At 69.2% G+C, this 21,995-nt stretch carries 16 protein-coding genes; 7 read left to right on the top strand and 9 right to left on the bottom strand.

The genetic code is table 11. From position 1 onward, the window contains the following. Positions 1-155 precede the first annotated feature (155 nt). The 4 genes from DOM67_RS01030 to hexR form a co-directional block, all read right to left on the bottom strand. The gene (locus DOM67_RS01030) at positions 156-3,467 is read right to left on the bottom strand and encodes an error-prone DNA polymerase (RefSeq protein WP_232825093.1); all 3,312 of its coding nucleotides are present in this window, start codon (positions 3,465-3,467) and stop codon (positions 156-158) included. Beyond that, positions 3,464-4,873, bottom strand: a complete 1,410-nt coding sequence (locus tag DOM67_RS01025) for a DNA polymerase Y family protein (RefSeq protein ID WP_110673813.1) — start codon at positions 4,871-4,873, stop codon at positions 3,464-3,466. The genes DOM67_RS01030 and DOM67_RS01025 overlap by 4 nt, the downstream gene beginning before the upstream one ends. Positions 4,874-4,877: 4 nt before the next feature. Then, complete coding sequence (imuA, locus tag DOM67_RS01020) at positions 4,878-5,534, bottom strand: translesion DNA synthesis-associated protein ImuA (RefSeq protein ID WP_198651691.1); 657 nt, start codon at positions 5,532-5,534, stop codon at positions 4,878-4,880. Positions 5,535-5,910: 376 nt separating this feature from the next. Further along, positions 5,911-6,777, bottom strand: coding sequence for a transcriptional regulator HexR (hexR, locus tag DOM67_RS01015; protein ID WP_110673811.1), 867 nt, complete (start codon positions 6,775-6,777; stop codon positions 5,911-5,913). A gap of 201 nt (positions 6,778-6,978) precedes the next feature. Here hexR and DOM67_RS01010 point away from each other — a divergent pair, with 201 nt between their 5' ends. Beyond that, the gene (locus DOM67_RS01010; RefSeq protein WP_106419030.1) at positions 6,979-7,167 is read left to right on the top strand and encodes a hypothetical protein; all 189 of its coding nucleotides are present in this window, start codon (positions 6,979-6,981) and stop codon (positions 7,165-7,167) included. A 201-nt stretch (positions 7,168-7,368) separates the two neighbouring features. Here DOM67_RS01010 and DOM67_RS01005 read toward each other — a convergent pair whose 3' ends face one another. The 5 genes from DOM67_RS01005 to DOM67_RS00985 all read right to left on the bottom strand — a co-directional run bounded on the left by DOM67_RS01005 (position 7,369) and on the right by DOM67_RS00985 (position 14,667). Further along, the gene (locus DOM67_RS01005; RefSeq protein WP_110673810.1) at positions 7,369-8,712 is read right to left on the bottom strand and encodes a sodium-dependent transporter; all 1,344 of its coding nucleotides are present in this window, start codon (positions 8,710-8,712) and stop codon (positions 7,369-7,371) included. 165 nt (positions 8,713-8,877) lie between these two features. Then, positions 8,878-10,701, bottom strand: coding sequence for a phosphotransferase (locus DOM67_RS01000; protein ID WP_110673809.1), 1,824 nt, complete (start codon positions 10,699-10,701; stop codon positions 8,878-8,880). Positions 10,702-10,710: 9 nt separating this feature from the next. After that, positions 10,711-12,438, bottom strand: coding sequence for a dihydrolipoyllysine-residue acetyltransferase (locus DOM67_RS00995; RefSeq protein ID WP_110673808.1), 1,728 nt, complete (start codon positions 12,436-12,438; stop codon positions 10,711-10,713). Between the two features lie 10 nt (positions 12,439-12,448). Next, complete coding sequence (locus tag DOM67_RS00990) at positions 12,449-13,426, bottom strand: transketolase C-terminal domain-containing protein (RefSeq protein WP_110673807.1); 978 nt, start codon at positions 13,424-13,426, stop codon at positions 12,449-12,451. Continuing rightward, complete coding sequence (locus DOM67_RS00985; protein WP_110673806.1) at positions 13,423-14,667, bottom strand: thiamine pyrophosphate-dependent dehydrogenase E1 component subunit alpha; 1,245 nt, start codon at positions 14,665-14,667, stop codon at positions 13,423-13,425. Before DOM67_RS00985 ends, DOM67_RS00990 begins: the two co-directional genes overlap by 4 nt. Positions 14,668-14,946: 279 nt before the next feature. Here DOM67_RS00985 and DOM67_RS00980 point away from each other — a divergent pair, with 279 nt between their 5' ends. The 6 genes from DOM67_RS00980 to DOM67_RS00955 all read left to right on the top strand — a co-directional run bounded on the left by DOM67_RS00980 (position 14,947) and on the right by DOM67_RS00955 (position 21,946). After that, on the top strand, positions 14,947-16,113 hold the full coding sequence (locus DOM67_RS00980) for an acyl-CoA dehydrogenase family protein (RefSeq protein ID WP_110673805.1): 1,167 nt from the start codon (positions 14,947-14,949) through the stop codon (positions 16,111-16,113). Continuing rightward, positions 16,110-16,970: an enoyl-CoA hydratase gene (locus DOM67_RS00975; RefSeq protein ID WP_110673804.1), complete on the top strand. Its 861-nt coding sequence runs from the start codon at positions 16,110-16,112 to the stop codon at positions 16,968-16,970. Before DOM67_RS00980 ends, DOM67_RS00975 begins: the two co-directional genes overlap by 4 nt. Then, positions 16,967-18,106: an enoyl-CoA hydratase/isomerase family protein gene (locus DOM67_RS00970; protein WP_110673803.1), complete on the top strand. Its 1,140-nt coding sequence runs from the start codon at positions 16,967-16,969 to the stop codon at positions 18,104-18,106. Before DOM67_RS00975 ends, DOM67_RS00970 begins: the two co-directional genes overlap by 4 nt. Positions 18,107-18,166: 60 nt before the next feature. Beyond that, on the top strand, positions 18,167-19,873 hold the full coding sequence (locus tag DOM67_RS00965; protein ID WP_110673802.1) for an AMP-binding protein: 1,707 nt from the start codon (positions 18,167-18,169) through the stop codon (positions 19,871-19,873). Positions 19,874-19,939: 66 nt separating this feature from the next. After that, positions 19,940-20,710: an SDR family NAD(P)-dependent oxidoreductase gene (locus tag DOM67_RS00960; RefSeq protein WP_110673801.1), complete on the top strand. Its 771-nt coding sequence runs from the start codon at positions 19,940-19,942 to the stop codon at positions 20,708-20,710. Between the two features lie 45 nt (positions 20,711-20,755). After that, entirely contained in the window at positions 20,756-21,946 is a 1,191-nt protein-coding gene (locus DOM67_RS00955) for an acetyl-CoA C-acyltransferase (RefSeq protein WP_110673800.1), read from the top strand. The last annotated feature ends 49 nt before the right edge of the window (positions 21,947-21,995 follow it).

The following is a 21,995-nucleotide window of genomic DNA, read 5'->3' as shown; positions in this document are numbered from 1 at the left end:
GCGAGTGTTCGAGTACTACGCAACGCAGCGATTCGCTAGCGCAGGCATTGATGCAGCGTTTCTCAAGAGACCGGAGGCGAACGCGTATGGTTCCCTACCTAAGCATAATTCAGCCGCCTTCGGCCAGCCTGGCGGGCCGCGCCGAACACCTCGACTCAATGAAAATCCCGGCTATGTGGGGTGAGCCCATCGAGCAGTGGGCTGAGGTCGATCAGGCGCCGGGCAATGACATGGCGCACGCCCTGATGACGCTCGTGGCGACCCACCACCCGCAGCAGGCGCGCTTCCAGCAGCACGCGACGATAGCGCTCGGCGAGCCGCTTCCACACCACCACATTGAACAGCCCGAACTCGTCCTCGAGGGTCAGGAAGGTCACGCCCTTGGCCGAACCCGGGCGCTGACGCCCGATCACCAGCCCGGCCACATGGACACCGACATCGCCGGGCAGCGTGGCCAGGCGGCGTGAGTCCACTACCCCGCCGAGGCCGCGGGCGTGGCGCAGCAGCGCCAACGGGTGCGGCCCCAGGGTGGTGCCGACGCTGGCGTAGTCGGCGCGCACCGCCTCGGCCACCGCCATGGGCGGCAGCGCGATCGCCGCCTCCTCGACGTCGTGCTCGCCGAACAGCGGCAGCGTGGTCTCGATGCCGGCCACCGCCCAGCGCGCCTGGTGGCGATCGCCGACGAGCGCCGCCAGGGCCCCGGCATCGGCCAGCCGCGACATCACCGCCGGCTTGACCCCGGCGCGGGCGGCCAGCCGCGCTACGCTGTCGCAGTCGGGCGTATCGCGCGCCGCCAGCAGGCGCTCGGCATCGGCCTCGGCGAGGCCCTGGATCATGTGCAGGCCGAGGCGGATCGCCAGCTCGCCGGTGCCCGCGCCGGTGCGCTCGTCCACCGGCTCCAGGGTGCTCTCCCACTGGCTCTGGCGGATGTCGACCGGGCGCACCTCGACCCCGTGGCGGCGGGCGTCCTGCAGCACCTGGTCGGGCGAGTAGAAGCCCATCGGCCAGCTGTTGATCAGCGCACAGGCGAAGATCGCCTGCTCATGGCACTTGAGCCAGCAGCTGGCGTAGGTGAGCAGGGCGAAGCTGGCGGCGTGGGATTCGGGGAAACCGTAGCTGCCGAAGCCCTTGATCTGCTCGAACAGGCGCTCGGCGAACGCCTGCGCGTAGCCCCGCGCCAGCATGCCCTCGACGATCCGCTGGCGGTGATGTTCGAGCCCGCCGTGACGCTTCCACGCCGCCATCGAGCGGCGCAGCTGGTCCGCCTCGCCGGGGGTGTAGCCAGCCGCTGCCACCGCCAGCGCCATCACCTGCTCCTGGAACAGCGGCACGCCGAGAGTACGCTCGAACACCGCCTTGACCTCCGCCGAGGGGTAGGTGATCGCCTCCTCGCCGCTGCGCCGCTTGAGATAGGGGTGCACCATGTCGCCCTGGATCGGCCCCGGGCGCACGATCGCCACCTCGATCACCAGATCGTAGAAGTTGGCCGGTTTCAGCCGCGGCAGCATCGCCATCTGCGCGCGGGACTCGATCTGGAACACCCCCAGGGTATCGGCGCGCTGGATCATGGCGTAGGTCGCCGCATCATCCGCGGGCAGGTCCGCCAGGCCGTAGTCGAGGCCGCGGTGGCGGCGCAGCAGGTCGAAGCTGCGCCGCAGCACCGTGAGCATGCCCAGGGCGAGCACGTCGACCTTCATCAGCCCGACCAGATCGAGATCGTCCTTGTCCCACTGGATCACGGTGCGCTCAGCCATGGCGGCGTTCTCCACCGGCACCAGGGTGTCGAGGGGGGCATCCGAGATGACGAAGCCGCCGGGGTGCTGGGAGAGATGGCGCGGAAAACCTATCAGCGTACCGGCCAGCACCAGGAGCCGCCGCAGTGGCGGCTCCTCGGGCACGAAGCCGTACTCGCGCAGGCGCGCCGCGTCGGGAATCTCATCGCTCCAGCGCCCGGCACAGCGGGCCAACTGGTCGATACGCTCGGGGGCGAAGCCCAGCGCGCGGCCGATATCGCGGATCGCACCGGCGGCGTGATAGTGGCTGACCACCGCGGTCAGCGCCGCACGGTGGCGGCCATAGCGGCGGAAGACGTACTGGATCACCTCCTCGCGGCGGGCGTGCTCGAAGTCGACGTCGATGTCCGGCGGCTCGTTGCGCTCCGGCGAGATGAAGCGCTCGAACAGCAGCGCGGTGTGGGCCGGGTCGATCGAGGTGATACCGAGGGCGAAGCAGACCGCCGAGTTGGCCGCCGAGCCGCGCCCCTGGCACAGGATGCCGGCATCGCGGGCAAAGGCGACGATATCGTGCACGGTCAGGAAGTAGTGTTCGTAGCCCAGCGTGGTGATCAGCTCGAGCTCATGGTCGAGCTGGCACTGCACCTTCTCCGGCACCCCCTCGGGCCAGCGCCACTGCGCCCCCCGGCGGGTCAGCTCGGCGAGCCATGCCGCCGGGGTATGCCCCGCCGGGACCACTTCGTGGGGGTAGGTATATTCGAGCTCGCCGAGATCGAAATGGCAGCGCGCCGCCAGCGCCACGCTCTCCGCCAGCAGCCCGGCAGGGTAGATCGCCGCCAGCGCCGCACGGGTGCGCAGATGGCGCTCGCCGTTGGGGAACAGCGTGTCGCCGGCCTCGAACACGCTCTGATGCTGGCGGATCGCGGTCAGGCAGTCCTGCAGTGCGCGCCGCCCGCGGGCGTGCATGTGCACATCCCCCGCGGCCACCAGCGGGATCTTCAGCGTCGCCGCCAGCGCCCGCCAGCGGGCCAGCCGGGCGCCATCGTCGAGCCCCTGGGCGAAGCCGTAGTGCAGCTCCGCCGCCAGCCACAGCCGCCCGGGAAAGTAGCCGGCGAGACGCGCGCCTGCCGCGAGCGTGGCGCTGTCGTCCGGGAGCCACAGCGCAAACAGCCCGGCGCCACCGTCGAGCGTGGCCAGGTCGGCATCGTAGAGACGGTACTCGCCCTTGGGCGCGCGGCCGCGAATCCGTGTCAGCAGCCCGCACAGCTGGGCGTAGCCGTGGCGATTCTCCACCAGCAGTACCAGCTTGAGGCCGCTGTCGCTGCGCAGCTCGGCGCCCACGATCAGGCGTACACCGTGGGCCCTGGCGGCCTGCCAGGCGCGCACGATGCCGGCCAGGGTCGCCTCGTCGGTGATCGCCAGGGCGTGATAACCGAGCCGCGCGGCGCGGGCGAACAGTTCGTCCGCGGTGGAGGCGCCGCGCTGGAAGCTGAAGGCAGAGAGACAGTGCAGCTCGGCGTAGGCATTGGCCTCGTGAACTCGCTCTTCATAGGTGCCCGAAGCCGCGCCCGGGGGCGTTGTCTCGTCATAGGCGCCCGAAGCCGCGCCAGGGGGCATTGCCCCGTCATGGGCGCCCGCAGCCGCGCCGGGGGCCGCTGTCTCGTCGCCATTGACGGCCGCACCGGCATCGTTGGCGGCGTCGCCGGATGGCGTCCAGGCAGACGGCCGGCTCATCCGAACCACCCGTGCAGATGAAAGCCCTCGCCGCCGGGTTCGCGCCAGACCCAGGCGTGGCGGCCGTCGTGCCACTCGGCCAGATAGTAATCACGGCGCACGTCGTCGCCATCCCACCAGCCGCTCTCGATCCGCTCGGGCCCGGCCAGCAGCCGGGCGATGCCGGCCTCCGCCGGGGGCATCTCGGCGAGCAGCCAGCCGGGCCGTAACCGGGCCTCGGGGATATCGGTGGCGCGCGGCCCGGCGGCGGCGAACACCGCGGCTTCGGGGCGGTGCTCGCGGTGCTCGACCAGCGGCTTCAGCGCCGCACCGCCCAGCCGCGCCACCAGGCGCTGATGCAGTGCCGCCCAGGCCTGGGCCTGACGCGCGGGGCCAGCCAGCAGCTCGCGGCGCACCGGCGCATAGGCGGTGAGCCGCGAGGCCGCCAGGGTCACACTCAGCACCGGCCCTTCGAGACGCACCCGCTCGAGCTGCGCGCGGGTCAGCTCGAGCAACGTCTCGGCCTCGCGCTGGGGCGCCAGCAACCCGATCTCGAAGCGCTGCGCCGGGCCGCCCTCCAGCCCCAGCACCAGGCTGAAACGCTCGATGCCGGCATCCTGGCCACGCAGGAAAGCGCTCAGCTCCTGCAGCAGGCGCTTGAGCGGGAAAGCCAGCCCGGCAATGGCGTGCACCGGGCGGTCGAACTCGAAGCTGCGCGAAAAGTGCTGCGCCGGCCGATGGACCGTCAGCGCCAGCGGCCACTCGCCACGCAGCTCGCCGAGATGACGCATCACGCCACTGCCGAAGCGCCGCGCCAGCGCCGGACGCGGCAGCGTGAACAGCTCGCCGAGCCGACGGAAACCGCTGCGGGCCAGGGTCTGCACGCTCTCCGCCGCCAGCCCGCTGCGCGTCAGCGGCAGTCTCGCCAGCGCCGCTTCCAGCCCGGCCTCGTCCACCGCCAGGCCGTCGTGGGCGTTGACCAGCACCCGCGCCGCCGCCGGGTTGGGCGCCACCACCAGGCGGTGAGTGAAGCCCAGTGCGGCGAGCTCGCCACGTAGCCGCGCCTCGAACGCAGGCCAGGGGCCGAACAGCGCCAGACTGCTGGCGACCTCGAACACCAGCGCATGGGGATAGTCGAGACTCACCTGACCACTGTAGGCATAGGCCCAGGCGGCCAGACGCTGGCGCCAGCGCTCCACCGCCGCGGGCTCCAGCGGGGCGCAGCCCAGTTCGGGGCAGAGCGCCTCGGCCAGCCCGCGCGGCTGGCCGGGCTTGATCCCCTGGGCGCGCGCGGCCTGGTTGGCGGCACGAATTCGCTGACGCGGCGGCGCCCCTTCGAGCAGGGCGAAGGGCGCCGCGGGGTCGTCGCGGCGACGCAGCGCCCCCTCCAGCGCCAGCCGCGGGAACAGCAGACAGGCCCAGCGCATGGCGTCACGCCCCCGCGCCGATGGCGATGCGGGTGGCGTGCGGCCACCCGCCACGACACTTGAGCACTTCCAGCGCCGGCGTGTGCCCCTCACCCGGGCCATGGAGGCGCAGGCGCAGCGCCGCTGGCGAAGCCTCGCCGACCCGCGTCAGCGTCCGATGCACGAAGCCCAGGGTGTCACCGCTTGCCGCCGCCACCTGCAACCGGCGCAAGGCGCGCGCATCGGCCTGCGGCAGCCACGCCAGCACCGCGGCACAGCAGCCGGCCCGCAGGCACTGCTCGGTGGCCCACAGCGCTTCGCGCCCACTCACGTCGAGCCAGTGGCAGTGGCCGAGCTCGACTCCGGCCTGCCGCCAGGCGGCCGGATAGGGCAGCGCCGGCGGCGCCACCAGCACCACCGGCCGCTGCTCGCGGGTCAGGCGTGCCAGCAGTGGCCACAGCAGCGCGAGTTCACCGCTGCCGGCCCCGTCGGAGAGCAGCTCGCTGATCGCCCCGCGCGGCCAACCGCCCGCCGGCAGTGCCGCATCCAGCGCCGGGTGGCCGCTGGCGACCGCACTGGCAGGAGCCTCGGCGGCACTCTCCTGGGCACGCCAGACGACACGGCTATCGAGCAGCCGATCGAGCGCGCTCACCGCCCGCGGCCCCGGCAACGATAAAGACACGGGCAACGGCCGCTCACGGCGATGCAGCGGCAAACCCGGCAATGACGCTCAGACATGGGTGACGCCCCCTCCCCTGGCCTTCGAGGAGATAGTGTCGCTCACAACCCCGAATACTGTCTATATATACAGTATAAATGACCTCACTTTGCCCCGCGGTGGCGGCGTGCCAGCACCAACCCGGACCAGCCAGAGCGGAGCCGGCAGGTAGCCGCGCCCGGGACGCCGCGCCGGCAGAGCGCGTATGAGCGAACGAAGACTGGGCGAACGAATGGACAAGACGGGCGCGAACCCCGGCAAGCGCCGGGGGGAGAGAAGGCAGAGAGGACAGCGTCCGAGGGAGTGGTGCAGAGAAAGCGGTGCAGAGAGAGCGTGCGCGTCAGGCCGAGGACGAGGGGGTATTGGGTACCCGCAGCGTGCCCAGGCTGCGCTTGATCGCCTTGAGCTGGTCGCTGATCTGCGGGCCGCGGTTCTTGGCCACCCCCACCGCCAGCACGTCAATGGTCAAAAGATGCGCAATACGCGAGGTCATGGGAATGTAGACCTCGGTGTCCTCCTGCACGTCCACCGGCAGCACCAGGCTCACCTCATGGGCCAGCGGCGAATCGCTGGGACACAGCCCGATCACCGTAGCGCCGGCCTTGACCGCGGTCTTGGCACTGGCCAGCAGCGCCCGGGTACGCCCGGTCTGGGAGATCGCCACCACCACGTCGCCGACCTTCAGCGTCGCCGCCGACATCGCCTGCATGTGCGGGTCGGCGTAGGCCGAGGTCTGGATCTGCAGGCGGAAGAACTTGTGCTGGGCGTCGGCGGCGACCACGCCGGAGGCGCCATAGCCGTAGAACTCGACCCGGTTGGCCACCGCCAGCGCGGCGATCGCCCGGCCGAGTGCGTCGTTGTCGAGGCTGTCGCGCACCTGTTCGAGCGTCTCGATAGTGGTATCGAAGATGCCGTGGGAGAACTCGGAGACGCTCTCGGCATCGGTCAGCGAGAACTGCGCGTACTGGCTGCCCTTAGCCATCATCTGGGCCAGCTTGAGCTTGAACTCCTGGAAGCCGGCCATGCCCATGGCGCGGCAGAAGCGCACCACCGTGGGCTCGCTCACCTGGGCTTCACTGGCGAGATCGGTGATCCGCATCAGGATCACTTCGTCGGGGTGGCGCAGCACGAAACGGGCGACTTTCTGCTCGGAGCGCCGCAGGCGACCCATATGCACACGCAGTTCGTCGAACAGCGAACGGCTCATGCCCGTCCCTCGTATCGCAGCATTATCGGTCTCGCTATCGAGTGAGGTAGCTAGTATGCCCCACTCACTACGTGGGAGCACGCGCCCACCGGGCGCCGAAAAAGGGAAAAAAGTCGGGCGTCACGATCTTGTAAAGTTGGGTATAGTATGCATGTCGGGCACCTTAACCCGATGATCTGAGGATGCCAGGAGATTCGATCAATGAAGGACATTGAAAATCTTCACGCCCTGAAGAGCGAAATTTTCGACATTTTCATGCATCTAGAAGTCGACGAGCACGAACAGCGCAAGCGCCGCGCTGCGGTGCGCTACCTCAAGGCACGTCGCGGTATCGAACAGCGCGCCGAGAGACGCCGTCTGCAGCAGCGTATCGCCGAACTGCCCGACTAGGACGGTTCGTTCTACACATCAGGCGCCCCCCTGCCGGGGCGCCTGCCCCTCTGGGGAGCGGCCCACAGCCGCTGCCCTACACTGCCTTATCGCGCCAATGCCGGCGCAAAGATGACGGCGCTCAAACGGCACGGGCCCGTGCCGTATGCGTCTTTCAGCTTTTGAAAACAAGCGCTTTCGAAAAACAAGCGCTCTTGAAAATCAGAGGCTGTTGAAGAACACCACGATGACGCCGATGGGGGCGACGTAGCGCGACACGTAGTGCCACAGCACACGCCCTTTCGGCCCCAGGCCCAGCTCCTGCTTGACGCTTTCGCTATCCAGGAACCAGGCGGTGAAGATGATCACCGCGAGCCCGGTCAGCGGCAGCATCAGCTTGCTGGTGAGGGCATCGAGCAGATCGAAGACGTTGAAGCCGAACGGCTGGAAGCCGGACCAGAGGTTGAACGCCAGCAGCGCCGCGATCCCCAGGCTCCAGGTCGCCAGCGCGGCCACGAACGCCGAACCGAGTCGCGACAGCGGCGTACGCTCTTCCAGGAACTCGGTGACCGGCTCCAGCAGCGAGATCGCCGAGGTCAGCGCAGCCACCGTGAGCAGGGCGAAGAAGATCGTGCCGAACACCAGCCCCCAGGGCATGTCGATGAATGCCAGCGGCAGGGTGACGAAGAGCAGGCCCGGGCCGGCGCTGGGGTCGAGGTTGTTGGCGAAGACCACCGGGAAGATCGCCATGCCGGCGCCGAGGGCAATCACCGTGTCCAGGATCACCACGGTACGCGCAGTCTTGATCAGATCGACCTCCTGACCCAGGTAGGAGCCGTAGGCCATCATGATGCCCATGCCCAGCGACAGGGTGAAGAAGGCGTGCCCCAGTGCGGCGAGGATGACGCCGCCGTTGAGCTTGCTCCAGTCGGGGGAGAACATGAAGGTGGCCGCCTGGCCGAAACCGGAGGTGGTCATGCCGAAGCCGATCAGCACGATCAGCGCCACGATCAGCAGCGGCATCAGCCACTTGGCGGCGCGCTCCAGGCCGCCCTTGACCCCGCCGGCGACGATGCCGAAGGTCAGCAGCATGAACAGCGTGTGCCACAGCAGCAGCGTGCCCGGCTGGCCCAGCAGGGTGGTGAAGTAGTCACCCACGCTGACATCGCTGGAGCGGCCGAGATCGCCGGTCAGCGTGCTCCAGGTGTAGTTGAGCGACCAGCCGCCGACCACGCTGTAGAACGAGAGGATCAGAAACGACCCGAGCACGCCGGCGATCCCCACCAGCACCCAGTCCGGCGACTTCTTCTCTTTACGGCTGATCGTCTGCATGGTGTTGATCGGGTTGGACTGCCCGCGGCGGCCGAGCAGCCACTCGGAGACCAGGATCGGCAGCCCGATCAGCGCGATACAGACCAGGTAGACGAGCACGAACACGGCGCCGCCGCTGTCGCCCACCATGTAGGGGAATTTCCAGATATTGCCGAGCCCGACCGCCGAGCCGGTCGCCGCCAGGACGAAGGCCGTGCGAGAGGACCACTGCGCATGGGTGTGGGATTTGGCCATGAGTTCACCATCGACTGGATGTGTTGTTGGGAGTCCACCGGGCCTGCCGGGTCTCCTTATTTTCCGCGCGGATTATAGCGACTCGCGCATTGTTGATCCCGTCTGGCGCGGGAAAAGCGATAAAAACGGGGCAAAAACCCGGAATCTCCTCCCTAAAGCACCGTCTCAGCGTGGGTGAAAATGATCCGGCAGCCGCGCCCGCGGGGCGAAGTGTCGGGCGTTCTTGTAGGGCATCTTCATGTAGCCGGAGACCCCCAGGCCGTCGATCTCCGGCACCGCCGCCAGCAGCGTCTCCAGGCACTGGCGAAACTCCTCCTCGCGGGCCGGATCGAGCAGGCGGTAGTGGCTGTGAATCTTGAGATGGGTCGGCAGCGCCTCGAAGATGATCATCCCGGTGTGGTGAATGGCGTTGAGCCGCGACAGCGCCTCGATCATCACAGGCGGCAGGCGCAGAAACTCCTCCGGATCGGGGCCATCCTCGAAATAGGAGTGCTCGCGGCTGGTGTCCTCCAGCTCCGGGGTGGGGCTGACCTCGTAGGGGATCGCCCAACCGGGCTCGGGCAGGAACGGCTGGGTGGCGTCGTCACGGTCGATGTGCAGGGTGCGCCGGGCGTTGAACAGGCACGCCTTGAACACCCCTTCGGGGCGGTGAATCGCCCGTGCCAGGGTGACCATGTTGTTGACCGCGGCGACGAAGGCGCTGCGCAGCCCGCTCTCGTGCAGGCTCAGCGAGGTGTCGACCTCCACCCCCGCCGAGCTCCAGCGCAGCGCCAGCCCGCCCACCACCGGGTAGCGGCCGAGCCGACCCACCGCGACCAGGAACGCCTTCTCGAGATCGCCCATGCCCTGCATGAAGTGCTTGTAGTAACGGTCGAGCTGAACGTCGTTGAGCGCCCGCAGGGCATCTTCGTCGCGCCCCTCCTGGCGCGCGTCCTCGCGCAGGAAGGCCTTGCGCGAGCTGTAGACCACGGTCTCGATCTCCTGCTCCAGCGAGCGCACCCACACCGGCACCAGCGGCGTCTCCGTCGGCGTGGCCACCTCGGGCAAGCGAGTGTGTGCGATCCGCGGCATGTGAGTGAGGAAGTAGTCTCCGGCGCGGCGCGCCAAGCTGGGATCGTCGGCGAGCATGGCGTCCAGCAGGCGCGCGAATTCCACCGGCAGGCCCAGCGCCGTGGCCGGGATGGTGGCGCGGCCGAAGCGGCTCGACTGCGCCGTGGCCAGGGCGTAGAGGGTCGCCGCCGCGCCCTGCTCGTCGAAGCGCGGCGACGACAGCGCGCCGTTGAGCTGGACCTCGCCGATATAGTAGACGTCACCCATGCGCGCGTTGGTGTGCTGCAGGTCGTCTGACATCAGCGCCATCACGTGGCGCGACAAGAACTGGCCCTCGGCATCGAGCTGGGCGAAGACCGAGGAGCCCCAGTCGATCAGCGCGATATGGCCGCTCTCCGGGTCGAACATCAGGTTGGAGGGCTTGATGTCGCCATGGACCACGATGCGCCCGCGCTCGGCGTCTCGTCGCAGCGTGCGCAGGATATCGGCGAGCTGGGCGGCGATGGCGATGATCAGCCGCGCCGGCAGGCGGCCGTGGCGCAGCGAGTACTCCTCCAGATTGACCCCGGGGGCGCGCTGCATCACCAGCATCGCCTGATGGCGCAGGGTGCGATAGGCGATCAGCCGCGGCACCCGCGGATGCTCGACCTGCTCGAGCATGAACGCCTCCTCCTCGAGGCGCTCGTGGAACGCCTGGGGCAGGTTCTGGCGGGTGAACTTGAACACATGGCTGGCGCCGCTGGCATCGATGCCGGCGAAGACGAAGCCGTAGGCGCCCTTGCCGATCAGCGCGACGTCGCGGTAGCCGATCTGGGTCAGCTGGCGGCAGCAGCGCGCGATCCAGGCGCGCAGCTGGCGTGCCTGACTCTGACTGAGCAGGTAGACCGACTGCTCCTCAGGGATATAGAACTGCTGAATTCCCATCGGCTCGAGGCTCATGGGGTCGCCTCAGCGCAGCTCGGTGAGCATGCTCTCCGGTGCTTCGAGGTAGCCCTTCCAGCGGTTGCAGAAGCGCGCCATGGTGCCGCCGTCGAGCACACGGTGATCGCCGGACCAGGTCACGGTCATGATCGAGCGCGCCACCACCCGCCCCTCGGCATCGAAGCGCGGCAGCCGCTGCACCCGGCCGAGGGCGACGATCGCCACCTCCGGCGCGTTGATGATCGGCATGGCGTAGGTACCGCCGAGCGCGCCGATATTGGAGATGCTGATGGTGCCGCCCTTGAGATCCGCCGGCGCGACCCGGCCCTCCCGCGCGGCACGGGTCAGGCGCTCGACCTCCGCCGCCACCTGGCGCAGGCTCAGCCCCTCCACATGCTTGACGTTGGGCACCAGCAGGCCGCTCTGGCTATCCACCGCCATGCCGATATGGCAGCCGTCCTGATAGTGGATCGCCTCGGCGTCGGCATCGAAGCGGCAGTTGAGCAGCGGGAACTCGCTCACCGCCAGTGCCAGCGCCTTCATCAGCAGCGGCATCAGGGTGAGCCGCTCGTCGCGCTCGGCGAAGCGCGCCTTGAGCCGTTCGCGCAGGGCCAGCAGCTCGGTGACATCGAACTCGTCACCGTAGGCGAAGTGGGGAATGCTCGCCGCGGCCTCGCTCATGCGCCGCGCCATCACCGCGCGAATTCCCTTGAGCGGCTCGACCTGCACGCCCGCTGGCGCCTCTGCGCCCCGAGCGGTAGCGGTAGTGGCGGTCTCGGTGGCCGCCTTGGCCGCGGGCTGCGCTGTCTCGGCGGCGCTGTCGCGGTGCTGTTGGAACGCCAGCACATCCTCCTTGAGCACGCGGCCATCCTTGCCGCTGCCGGGAATCTCATCGAGATTCAGCCCCAGCTCACGCACCCGCCGGCGCACCGCCGGGCTGGCGGGCGTGCGCCGGCGCCCATCCCGCATGGGTGCCGCAGACGCCGAGGTTCCACGTGAAACACTGGCCTGTGTCGTTGCCGGTGTAGCTGCTGGCGCAGTTGCCGGCGCTGCGTCGGATGCCACGCGGGACGTCGTGTCGGTTGTCGTACCGGTGGCGTTGGGCGACTCGCCCCCCGCGGGGTGATAAGTGAACAGCGGCGTATGCACCCGAGCGCTCTCGCCGACCTGGCAGTGGCGCCGTACCAGGCGCCCCGCCTCCGGCGCGGTGATCTCCATCACCGCCTTGTCGGTGCTGACTTCGACCACCGGCTGATCCTCGGCGATCTCCTCGCCCTCTGCGACCCGCCACGCCACCACCTCGCACTCGACGATGCCTTCGCCGAGATCGGGCAGGAGAAACGGCTTGGCCGCGGCGGGCGTCTGCTCGCCGCCCGGCTCAGGCGGCTGCGGTATCTCCGCCTCGGCGGTGGCCGCTGCCGGCTCGGGCGCGCGGGTTGTCGGGCCGGCGCCGGCGGCATGGTCATGCCCGTTGGTGTCGTCACCGCCACTGACGCTATCGGTGTGCGTCGCGATGTCCGATGAAGTGTCGTAGGCGAACAGCGGCGCATGTACGCGGGCGGTCTCACCCTCGCCGCAGTAGAGCCGGGTCACCTGCCCGGTGTCGGGCGCGGTGATCTCCATCACCGCCTTGTCGGTGCTCACCTCGACCACCGGCTGATCCTCGGCGATGCGGTCGCCCTCACCGACCAACCACTTGACCACTTCGCACTCGACGATGCCCTCACCGAGATCGGGTAGCAGGAAATCGCTCATCGTCGCCCCCTCAAAAGTCCATCGTCTGCTGGATCGCCTCGAACACCTTCAGGGGCCCGGGCATGTACTCCTTCTCCAGCGTCAGCGGAAACGGCGTATCGAGCCCGGTGACCCGCGCGATCGGCGACTCCAGATAGAGGAAGCAGCGGCTCTGGATGGTAGCCGCGATCTCGGCGGCGAAGCCGCCGGTCAGCGGTGCCTCGTGGCTCACCACCAGCCGCCCGGTCTTGAACACCGAGCTGGCCACGGTCTCCACATCCCACGGCACGATGGTGCGCAGATCAATGATTTCACACGAGATACCGGCTTCCTCCGCCATCTCCGCCGCCTGCTCGACCACCTCCAGCTGGGCGCCCCAGGCGAGCAGGGTGATATCCTCGCCGGCCTTGATCACCTCGGCCTGGCGCAGCGGCAGCTGGTAATCCTCGTCCGGCACCTCGCCCACGGCGGCGCGATAGAGCCGCTTGGGCTCGAAGAAGATGACCGGATCCGGCGAGCGGATCGAGGCCAGCAGCAGACCCTTGGCCTGATGCGGATTGCGCGGCACGACCACGGTCAGCCCGGGGGTGTGGGAGAAGTAGGCTTCCGGCGACTGCGAGTGGTAGTGGCCGCCGGCGATGCCGCCGCCGTAGGGGGCGCGAATGGTGAGCCCGCCGACATCGAACAGGCTACCGGAGCGGTAGCGGAACTTGGCACTCTCGTTGACGATCTGGTCGAACGCCGGAAAGATGTAATCCGCGAACTGGATCTCGGCCACCGGCACCGAGCCTTGGGCCGCGAGCCCGTTGGCGAAGCCGACGATGCCCTGCTCCACCAGCGGGGTGTTGAAGCAGCGCGCGCGGCCGTACTTCTCCTGCAGATGGCTGGTGGCGCGGAACACGCCGCCGAACACGCCCACGTCCTCACCGAAGCAGAGCACCCGCGGGTCCGCCGCCATGGCGGTATCCAGCGCGTTATTGATCGCCTGGAGCAGATTCATGCGGCTCATGGGTGCGTCTCCCCGTCACGGGTCGAAGGGTCATCCTGCATCGCCGCGTCGGCCTGGTCGGCATCGAGCCAGGGCGCGCTGCGCGGGTAGGCCTCCGGGTGGCGTCGAACATGCGCCACCAGCTCGCCGAACTGCTCACGCAGCGCTGGCGGCACCTCGGCATAGACGTCGGTGACCAGCGTCTCCAGCGCCGGCGGGCGGCGTTTCTCGGCGCGCTTCATGGTGTCGAGCACCTCGCGGCGCAGCGACTCCACCAGCTCGTGCTCTTCCGCTTCCTCCCACCAGCCGAGATCGAGCAGCCAGCGCTGCATGCGGCGTAGCGGGTCCTTCTTGCGCCACGCCTCCTCCTCTTTCTTGCTGCGGTAGCCGGAGGGGTCGTCGGAGGAGGAGTGCGCCGCCAGGCGATAGGTCATCGCCTCGATCAGCACCGGTTCGTTGTGCTCCACCGCCAGCCGTCGGGCCTCGCGGGTGGCCTCGTAGACCGCCAGCACGTCGTTGCCATCGACCCGGATCGACTGCATGCGGTAGCCGAAGGCGCGGGCGGCGACACCGTCGCCGGCGAACTGCTCGGTGACCGGGGTGGAGATGGCGTAGCCGTTGTTACGGCACAGAAAGATCACCGGCACCTTGTGCACCGAGGCCATGTTGAGTGCGGCGTGGAAGTCCCCCTCCGAGGCCGCCCCCTCGCCGAAGATCACCAGCGTGCAGTGGCCCTGGCCGGCCAGCTTCTGCCCGTAGGCGTAGCCGGTGGCCTGGGGAATCTGGGTCGCCAGCGGCGACGAGATGGTGAGGTAGTTGAGCTCACGCGAGCCGTAGTGGATCGGCATCTGGCGGCCATGGGCGGGGTCGCCCTGATTGCCGAACAGCTGATCCATGAACGCCTCGGTGGCAAAACCGCGGTAGGCCAGCGCCCCCTGCTCGCGGTACTGGGCCATGATCATGTCGGCATCGTCGAGCGCCGCGGTGGCGCCGACCACTGCGGCCTCCTCGCCGGTGCACTGCATGTAGAAGCTGAGCCGCCCCTGGCGCTGGGCCGCCATCATGCGTTCGTCGAGCACCCGGGTGTAGAGCATGGCACGGTAGAGACGCCGCGCCGTGTCGCGCTCCAGGCTCGACTTGCCCGCGCCGGCGTAGAGGGTGCCATCGGGCTTGAGCAGGGTGAATACGGGGATCTGGATATCGTCGCCATTGGCGAAGACGGGCTTGTGGACCGGCTTCGCCGTGGATCGGGTCGTCTTCATCTGACGCTTCCTGAAATCGAGATGGCCGAGAGGGCGATGCGCTTTGTGAGCGGCTTTTGACATATGACCTTGACGTTAATGTCAACTTGTCGCCATCCGACCTTGGTCTTTCAGCACTAGGTCCTATTGTCCTGCGCGACGCAGCGTCGCTAGAACAGAGAGCCATGCTGCGCCCGACCTACCCGGTCAGGCGCGTGCGCCCTCTCGCTATGAGGGGTTTCCCGACGAGAGGCTTTTCCAGAAGAGAGGCTTTTCCCAGACGAGGAGTGTCGACCGCTCATGGACTTCGAACTCGACGCCGACCAGCAGGCCTACCGGGATGCGGCACGCCAGTTCGCCCAGCGCGAACTGGCGCCCAACGCCGCCGAATGGGACGCCAACAGCGTCTTTCCGGTGGATATCCTGCGCCAGGCCGGAGACCTTGGCTTCTGCGGTCTCTACACCCCGGAAGCCGCCGGCGGGCTGGGCCTGAGCCGCCTCGATGCGACCCTGATCATCGAGGAGCTGGCCCAGGGCTGCACCTCCACCACCGCCTTTCTGACCATCCACAACATGGTCAACTGGATTCTCGCCAGCTACGCCAACGAGGCCCTGCGCGAGGCCTGGCTGCCGGCCATGCTGAGCGGTGAGAAGCTCGGCTCCTACTGTCTCACCGAGCCCAATGCCGGCTCCGATGCCGCCTCGTTGCGCACCCGGGCGCGCCGCGACGGCGATGCCTACGTGATCGACGGCAACAAGATGTTCATCTCCGGTGCCGGCGACACCCAGCTGCTGGTGGTGATGGCCCGCACCGGGGCACCGGACAGCGGCGCCGGCGGCATCTCCGCCTTCGCCGTGCCGGCGGACACGCCGGGCATCGACTACGGCAAGAAGGAGGCGAAGATGGGCTGGAACAGCCAGCCCACCCGCGCGATCAGCTTCGACGGCGTGCGCGTGCCGGCAGACCACCGCCTCGGCGAAGAGGGCGAAGGCTTCCGTATCGCCATGCGTGCCCTCGACGGCGGGCGCATCAATATCGCCACCTGCTCGGTGGGCACCGCCCAGGCCGCGCTCACCACCGCCCACCGCTACCTGAACGAGCGCGAGCAGTTCGGGCGGCCGCTAGCCAGTTTCCAGGCACTGCAGTTCAAGCTCGCCGACATGGCCACCCAGCTCGTCGCGGCGCGCCAGATGGTGCGCCTGGCGGCGAGCAAGCTCGACCGTGGCGACCCCGACGCCACGCTCTACTGCGCCATGGCCAAGCGCTTCGCCACCGACCAGGGCTTCGCCATCTGCAACGAGGCCCTGCAGCTCCACGGCGGCTACGGCTACTTGCGCGACTACCCGCTGGAGCGTCATGTTCGCGACTGTCGGGTACACCAGATTCTCGAGGGCACCAACGAGATCATGCGTCTGGTGATCGCCCGCCGCCTGCTCGACAAGGACGACCTGGAGACCCTGATATGACCGATCACAACGCCGCTCCCCAACCGGACGCGACGTCGCAAGAGACAGCGTCGGCCGACGGCCTGCGCCTGGAGCGCCGCGGCGCCATCGCCGTGCTGACCATCGACAACCCGCCCGCCAACACCTGGCACGAAGGCTCGCTGGCGGCACTCGCCGACCATCTCGACGCGCTGGCGGCCGAGCCCCAGCCACCGGCGCTGGTCATCACCGGTGCCGGCGACAAGTTCTTCTCCGCCGGGGCCGACCTCAAGCGCTTCACCGAGGGCAAGGCCACCGCGCTGGAGATGGCGACCCGCTTCGGGCGCGCCTTCGAGACCCTGAGCGCCTACCCCGGGGTCACCATCGCCGCGATCAACGGCTACGCCATGGGCGGTGGGCTGGAGTGCGCACTGGCCTGCGATATCCGTATCGCCGAACGCCAGGCGAAGCTGGCGCTGCCCGAAGCCAAGGTGGGGCTGCTGCCCTGCGCCGGCGGCACCCAGCACCTGCCGTGGCTGGTCGGCGAAGGCTGGGCCAAGCGCATCATCCTGTGCGGAGAGCGCATCGACGCCGAGCGCGCGCTGGGTATCGGCCTGGTCGAGGAGCTGGTCGACGCCGGCCAGGCACTGCCCACCGCGCTTACCCTGGCCGAGCAGAGCGACGGCCAGAGCCCGGACGCGTTGGCGCGCTGCAAGCGCTTGATCATGAACGCCCGCGACCAGGGCCTGCCCCACGGCTACCGCATGGAACGTGAGCTGTTCCTGGAGCTGTTCGACACCGCCGCCCCGGGGGAAGGCATCGGCGCCTTCCTCGACAAGCGCCCGCCGCGCTGGCGCGAGGACACGACCGACGACACCCACGACGGAGATCAGGCATGAGCGCGCCCGTGCAGTTCGACACCCTGGCCACCGCCGACGGCCACCGCCTCGGGCGCATCACCCTCGATGCCCCCAAGAGCCTCAATGCGCTGTCGCTGGAGATGATCGATGCCATCCAGGCGCAGATCGGCGCGTGGGCCGAGGACGCCGAGATAGTCGCACTGTGGCTGGAGGGTGCCGGCGACAAGGCGTTCTGCGCCGGCGGCGACGTGGTCGCCCTCTATCGCGCCATCGCCGAAGGCCACACCGGCCGTGACCCCGAGGCCGCGGATGGTGCCGTGGCGCGCTACTTCACCCACGAGTATCGCCTCGACCACGCCCTCCACACCTATCCCAAGCCGATCGTCGCCTGGGGCGACGGCATCGTCATGGGCGGCGGCATGGGGCTGCTGGCCGGCGCCTCGCATCGGGTGGTGACACCGCGCTCGATGCTGGCCATGCCGGAGATCACCATCGGCCTCTACCCGGACGTGGGCGCGAGCTGGTTCCTGAACCGCATGCCGGGGGCCAGTGGCACCTTCCTCGGCCTGACCGGTGCCCGCCTCAACGCCAGCGACGCCCTGTTCGTCGGTCTCGCCGACCGCCTGATCGCCGCCGAACGCCGCGACGCGGTGATCGACGATCTGCTCAATGCCGACTGGTCCCAGCCGCGCTCGGCCCTCGAACGGGTGCTGCGCACCCACGCCGAGGCGAGCCGCGAGCTCGCCCCGCCCGCCGAGGTCGCCCCGCGGCAGCAGGCGATCGCCGCGCTGACCGACGCCGACAGCGACGACGCACTGATCGCCGCGATCATCGCCGCCAGCGACAGCGACGACGCCTGGATCGCCCGCGCCGCGCGCAGCCTGGCCGCCGGCTCACCGCTCTCGGCGCGGCTGATCCTGCGCCAGCTGGCGCGCTGCCGGCGCGTCTCGCTGGCCGAAGCGCTGCGCAGCGAGCTCGACCTATCGCTGGCCTGCGCTACCCACGGCGATATCGCCGAGGGGGTGCGTGCGCTGCTGATCGACAAGGACCATGCGCCGGCCTGGCGCCACACCCACGGCGCGGTGCCGGCAGCCGACCTCGAGGCCTGCCTCGCCCCAGCGTGGCCGCGGCAATCGCACCCGCTGCGCGAGCTCCACGACCACGTGGCCGACTAGGCCCCGCTCGCACGCGCCTACGGCCCCGCGCCCGGGCCACCACCAGGAGAGCCACACGCCATGTCCGCCACCGCCGAGTTCTTCGCCGCCCGCGACTTCCTGCTCGCCCAGCGCGAGAACTACAGCCGCGCCTACCAGGATTTCCGCTGGCCGCGTCTGACCCACTTCAACTGGGCGCTGGATGTCTTCGATGCCCAGGCTGAGGGCAATACCCGCACCGCGCTGTGGCTGGTGGACGAAGCGGGCGGCGAGCTCAAACGCTCGTTCGACGACATGCGCCGGCGCTCCAATCAGCTCGCCAATCATCTGCGCGCCCAGGGGGTGAAGCGTGGCGACGCCCTGCTGCTGATGCTGGATAACGTGGTCGAGCTGTGGGAGACCCTGCTCGCGGCGATCAAGCTCGGCGCGGTGGTGGTGCCGGCGACCACCCTGCTGGCGGCGCAAGATCTGCCCGACCGCCTGCAGCGCGGCAATATCCGCCACCTGGTGGTGGGCCAGACCCATACGGCCAAGTTCGACGGGCTCGACCCCAGCCTGACGCGGATCGCCGTGGGCGATGCGGTACCCGGCTGGCAGGCCTACGACGACGCCTTCGGCGCCGATGACAGCTTCACCCCGGACGCCTCGACCCGGGCCGACGAGCAGCTGCTGCTCTACTTCACCTCCGGCACCACCTCGCGGCCCAAGCTGGTGGTACACACCCATCAGAGCTATCCGCTGGGGTCGCTCTCGACCCTCTACTGGATCGGCCTGCGCCCGGACGATATCCACTACAACATCAGCTCACCGGGCTGGGCCAAGCACGCCTGGTCCAATGTCTTCGCGCCCTGGAACGCCGGCTGCACCATCTTCGTCTACCGCGCCGCGCGCTTCTCCGCCGCAGCGACCCTGGACGCCATCGCAAGCTACGGTGTCACCACCCTATGTGCCCCGCCGACGGTGTGGCGGCATCTGATCCAGGAGGATCTGGCCAGCTACCGGACCCGGCTGCGTGCCCTGGTCGGCGCCGGCGAGCCGCTCAACCCGGAGGTGATCGAGCGGGTACGGCGAGCCTGGAACCTGGAGATTCGCGACGGCTACGGCCAGACCGAGACCACCGCCCAGATCGGCAACCCGCCGGGGCAGCCGATGCGCGCCGGCTCGATGGGGCGGCCACTACCGGGATATCGCATCGCGCTGCTCGATGCCGACGGCCAGGAGCGTGACGAGGGCGAGATCGCCATCCGCCTCGACGAGCGCCCGGTGGGCCTGATGCAGGAGTATCGCGACGACGCCGCGCGCATGCGCCAGGTGCTCGACGAGGGCTACTACCGCACCGGCGATGTCGCCCGCCGCGACGCCGATGGCTACTACTGGTACATCGGCCGCGCCGACGACGTGTTCAAGAGCTCCGACTACCGCATCAGCCCGTTCGAGCTGGAGTCGCTGCTGATCGAGCATGAAGCAGTCGCCGAGGCCGCCGTGGTACCGGCCCCCGATGAGCTGCGCCTCAACGTGCCCAAGGCGTATCTGACCCTGCGCCAGGGCTTCGAACCCGACCGCGATACCGCGCTCTCGATCCTGCGCTTCGCCGCCGCCCGGCTGGCGCCCTACCAGCGCATTCGCCGGCTGGAGTTCTTCGAACTGCCCAAGACCATCTCCGGCAAGATCCGCCGGGTCGAGCTGCGCGCCCATGCCGCGACCGCCGCCGCCGACCCGAATGGCGCCCAGGACGAGTACCGCGAGAGCGACTTTCCCGAACTGCGCCAGCCGCCCAGCCCCCCCTGACCCTGCCCCGCGGCGCGTTCACCGCCACGCTAGGGTTTGAAAAAAAGTCACTAAGGAGCTTTACGCATGCAACTGGCCGACCACACCTTCATCGTCACCGGCGGCGGCTCCGGCCTGGGCGCCGCCACCGCCCAGCGGCTGGTGGCGGCCGGCGCCCGCGTGACCCTGGCCGACCACGACGAGACAGCGGCGCGGACCCACGCCGAGTCCCTGGGGGCGAACGCCCTGGCGGTGACCGCCGATGTCACCCAGGCGGCGGATGCCGAGCGAGTGATCGCCGCCACCCGCGAACACTTCGGCGCCCTCCATGGGCTGATCAACTGCGCCGGGGTAGCACCCGCGGAAAAGATCCACGGCAAGCGCGGCGTGCACGACCTCGAACGCTTTCGCCGGGTGGTCGACATCAACCTGATCGGCACCTTCAACATGCTACGTCTGGCGGTGGCGGCGATGCAGGAGAACCCGGCGACGGAGGACGACGGCGAGCGCGGGGTGGTGATCAACACCGCCTCGGTGGCGGCCTACGAGGGCCAGATCGGCCAGGCCGCCTATGCCGCCTCCAAGGCCGGCGTGGTCGGCCTGACCCTGCCCGCCGCCCGCGAACTGGCCAGCTCGGGCATCCGGGTGATGGCGATCGCCCCCGGCATCTTCGACACCGCCATGATGCAGGGCATGCCCGAGGAGGTGCGCGAGAGCCTCAACGCCAAGGTGCCGTTCCCGCCGCGCATGGGCCACGCCGAGGAGTACGCCGCGCTCGCCTGCCAGATCCTCGAGAACCGCTATCTCAATGGCGAGGTGATACGTCTGGATGGCGCCATCCGCATGAGTGCGCGATGAAAAACGACTGAGTATCGATCCCTCACCAGTATGGGAGAGCCGACTATGAACACCCCGGACCCGATCGTCATCGTCGGCGCCAAGCGCACGCCGATGGGCGCTTTTCAAGGCGCCTTGGGCGGGCTTGCCTGCCCGCAGCTGGGCGCAGCGGCGATTCGCGGCGCCCTCGAACAAGCCAGCCTGGCGCCCGACAGCCTCGACGAACTGATCATGGGCTGCGTGCTCCCCGCTGGGCTGGGCCAGGCGCCGGCGCGCCAGGCAGCACTCGGCGCGGGCCTGGCCGAGTCGACGCCCTGCACCACCGTCAACAAGATGTGCGGCTCCGGCATGAAGGCGGTGATGCAGGCGTTCGATACCCTCTCGCTGGGTCACGCCGCCCACGCCATCGCCGGCGGCATGGAGAGCATGAGCAACGCCCCCTATCTGCTGCCCAAGGCGCGCGCCGGGCTGCGCATGGGGCATGCCCAGGTGCTCGATCACATGTTCCTCGACGGGCTCGAGGACGCCTACGAGCCGGGGCGGCTGATGGGCACCTATGCCGAGGATTGCGCCCAGGCCTTCGGCTTCAGCCGCGAGGCCCAGGACGCCTACGCCATCGCCTCGCTGACCCGCGCCCGCCAGGCGATCGAGAGTGGCGTCTTTCGGGATGAGATCGTCGCCCTCGACGCCCCCGCCGGCCGCGACACCCACCGGGTCGACCAGGACGAACAGCCGCACAAGGCCAATCTCGAGCGTATCCCTCAGCTCAAGCCCGCCTTTCGCGAGGGCGGCAGTGTCACCGCCGCCAACTCGAGTTCGATCTCCGACGGCGCCGCGGCGCTGGTGCTGATGCGCCAGCGCGAGGCCGAACGCCAGGGGCTGACCCCGCTGGCGCGTCTCCACGGCCACGCCAGCCACGCCATGCGCCCGGGCGACTTCCCGGTGGCGCCGATCCACGCCGTGCGCAAGCTGTATGAGCGGCTCGGCTGGTCGCGGGAGAGCGTCGATCTCTACGAGATCAACGAAGCCTTCGCCGTGGTGGCGATGGCGGCCATGCACGAACTCGATCTCGACCACGAGCGGGTCAACGTGCACGGCGGCGCCTGCGCCCTGGGCCACCCGATCGGCGCCTCCGGCGCGCGCATTCTGGTCACGCTGCTCAACGCGCTCACCCACCATGGGATGACCCGGGGCGTCGCCGCGATCTGTATCGGCGGCGGTGAGGCGACGGCGGTAGGTATCGAACGGCTGCGCTAGGCGCGGCCTGAAAAGCGCGGCCGTTCAGGACAACGACAAGAAGAGAGGA

The sequence above is a fragment of the Salinicola sp. RZ23 genome, assembly GCF_003206675.1.
Lineage (GTDB): Bacteria > Pseudomonadota > Gammaproteobacteria > Pseudomonadales > Halomonadaceae > Salinicola > Salinicola endophyticus.
This window is presented reverse-complemented; position numbering and strand designations above follow the sequence as displayed.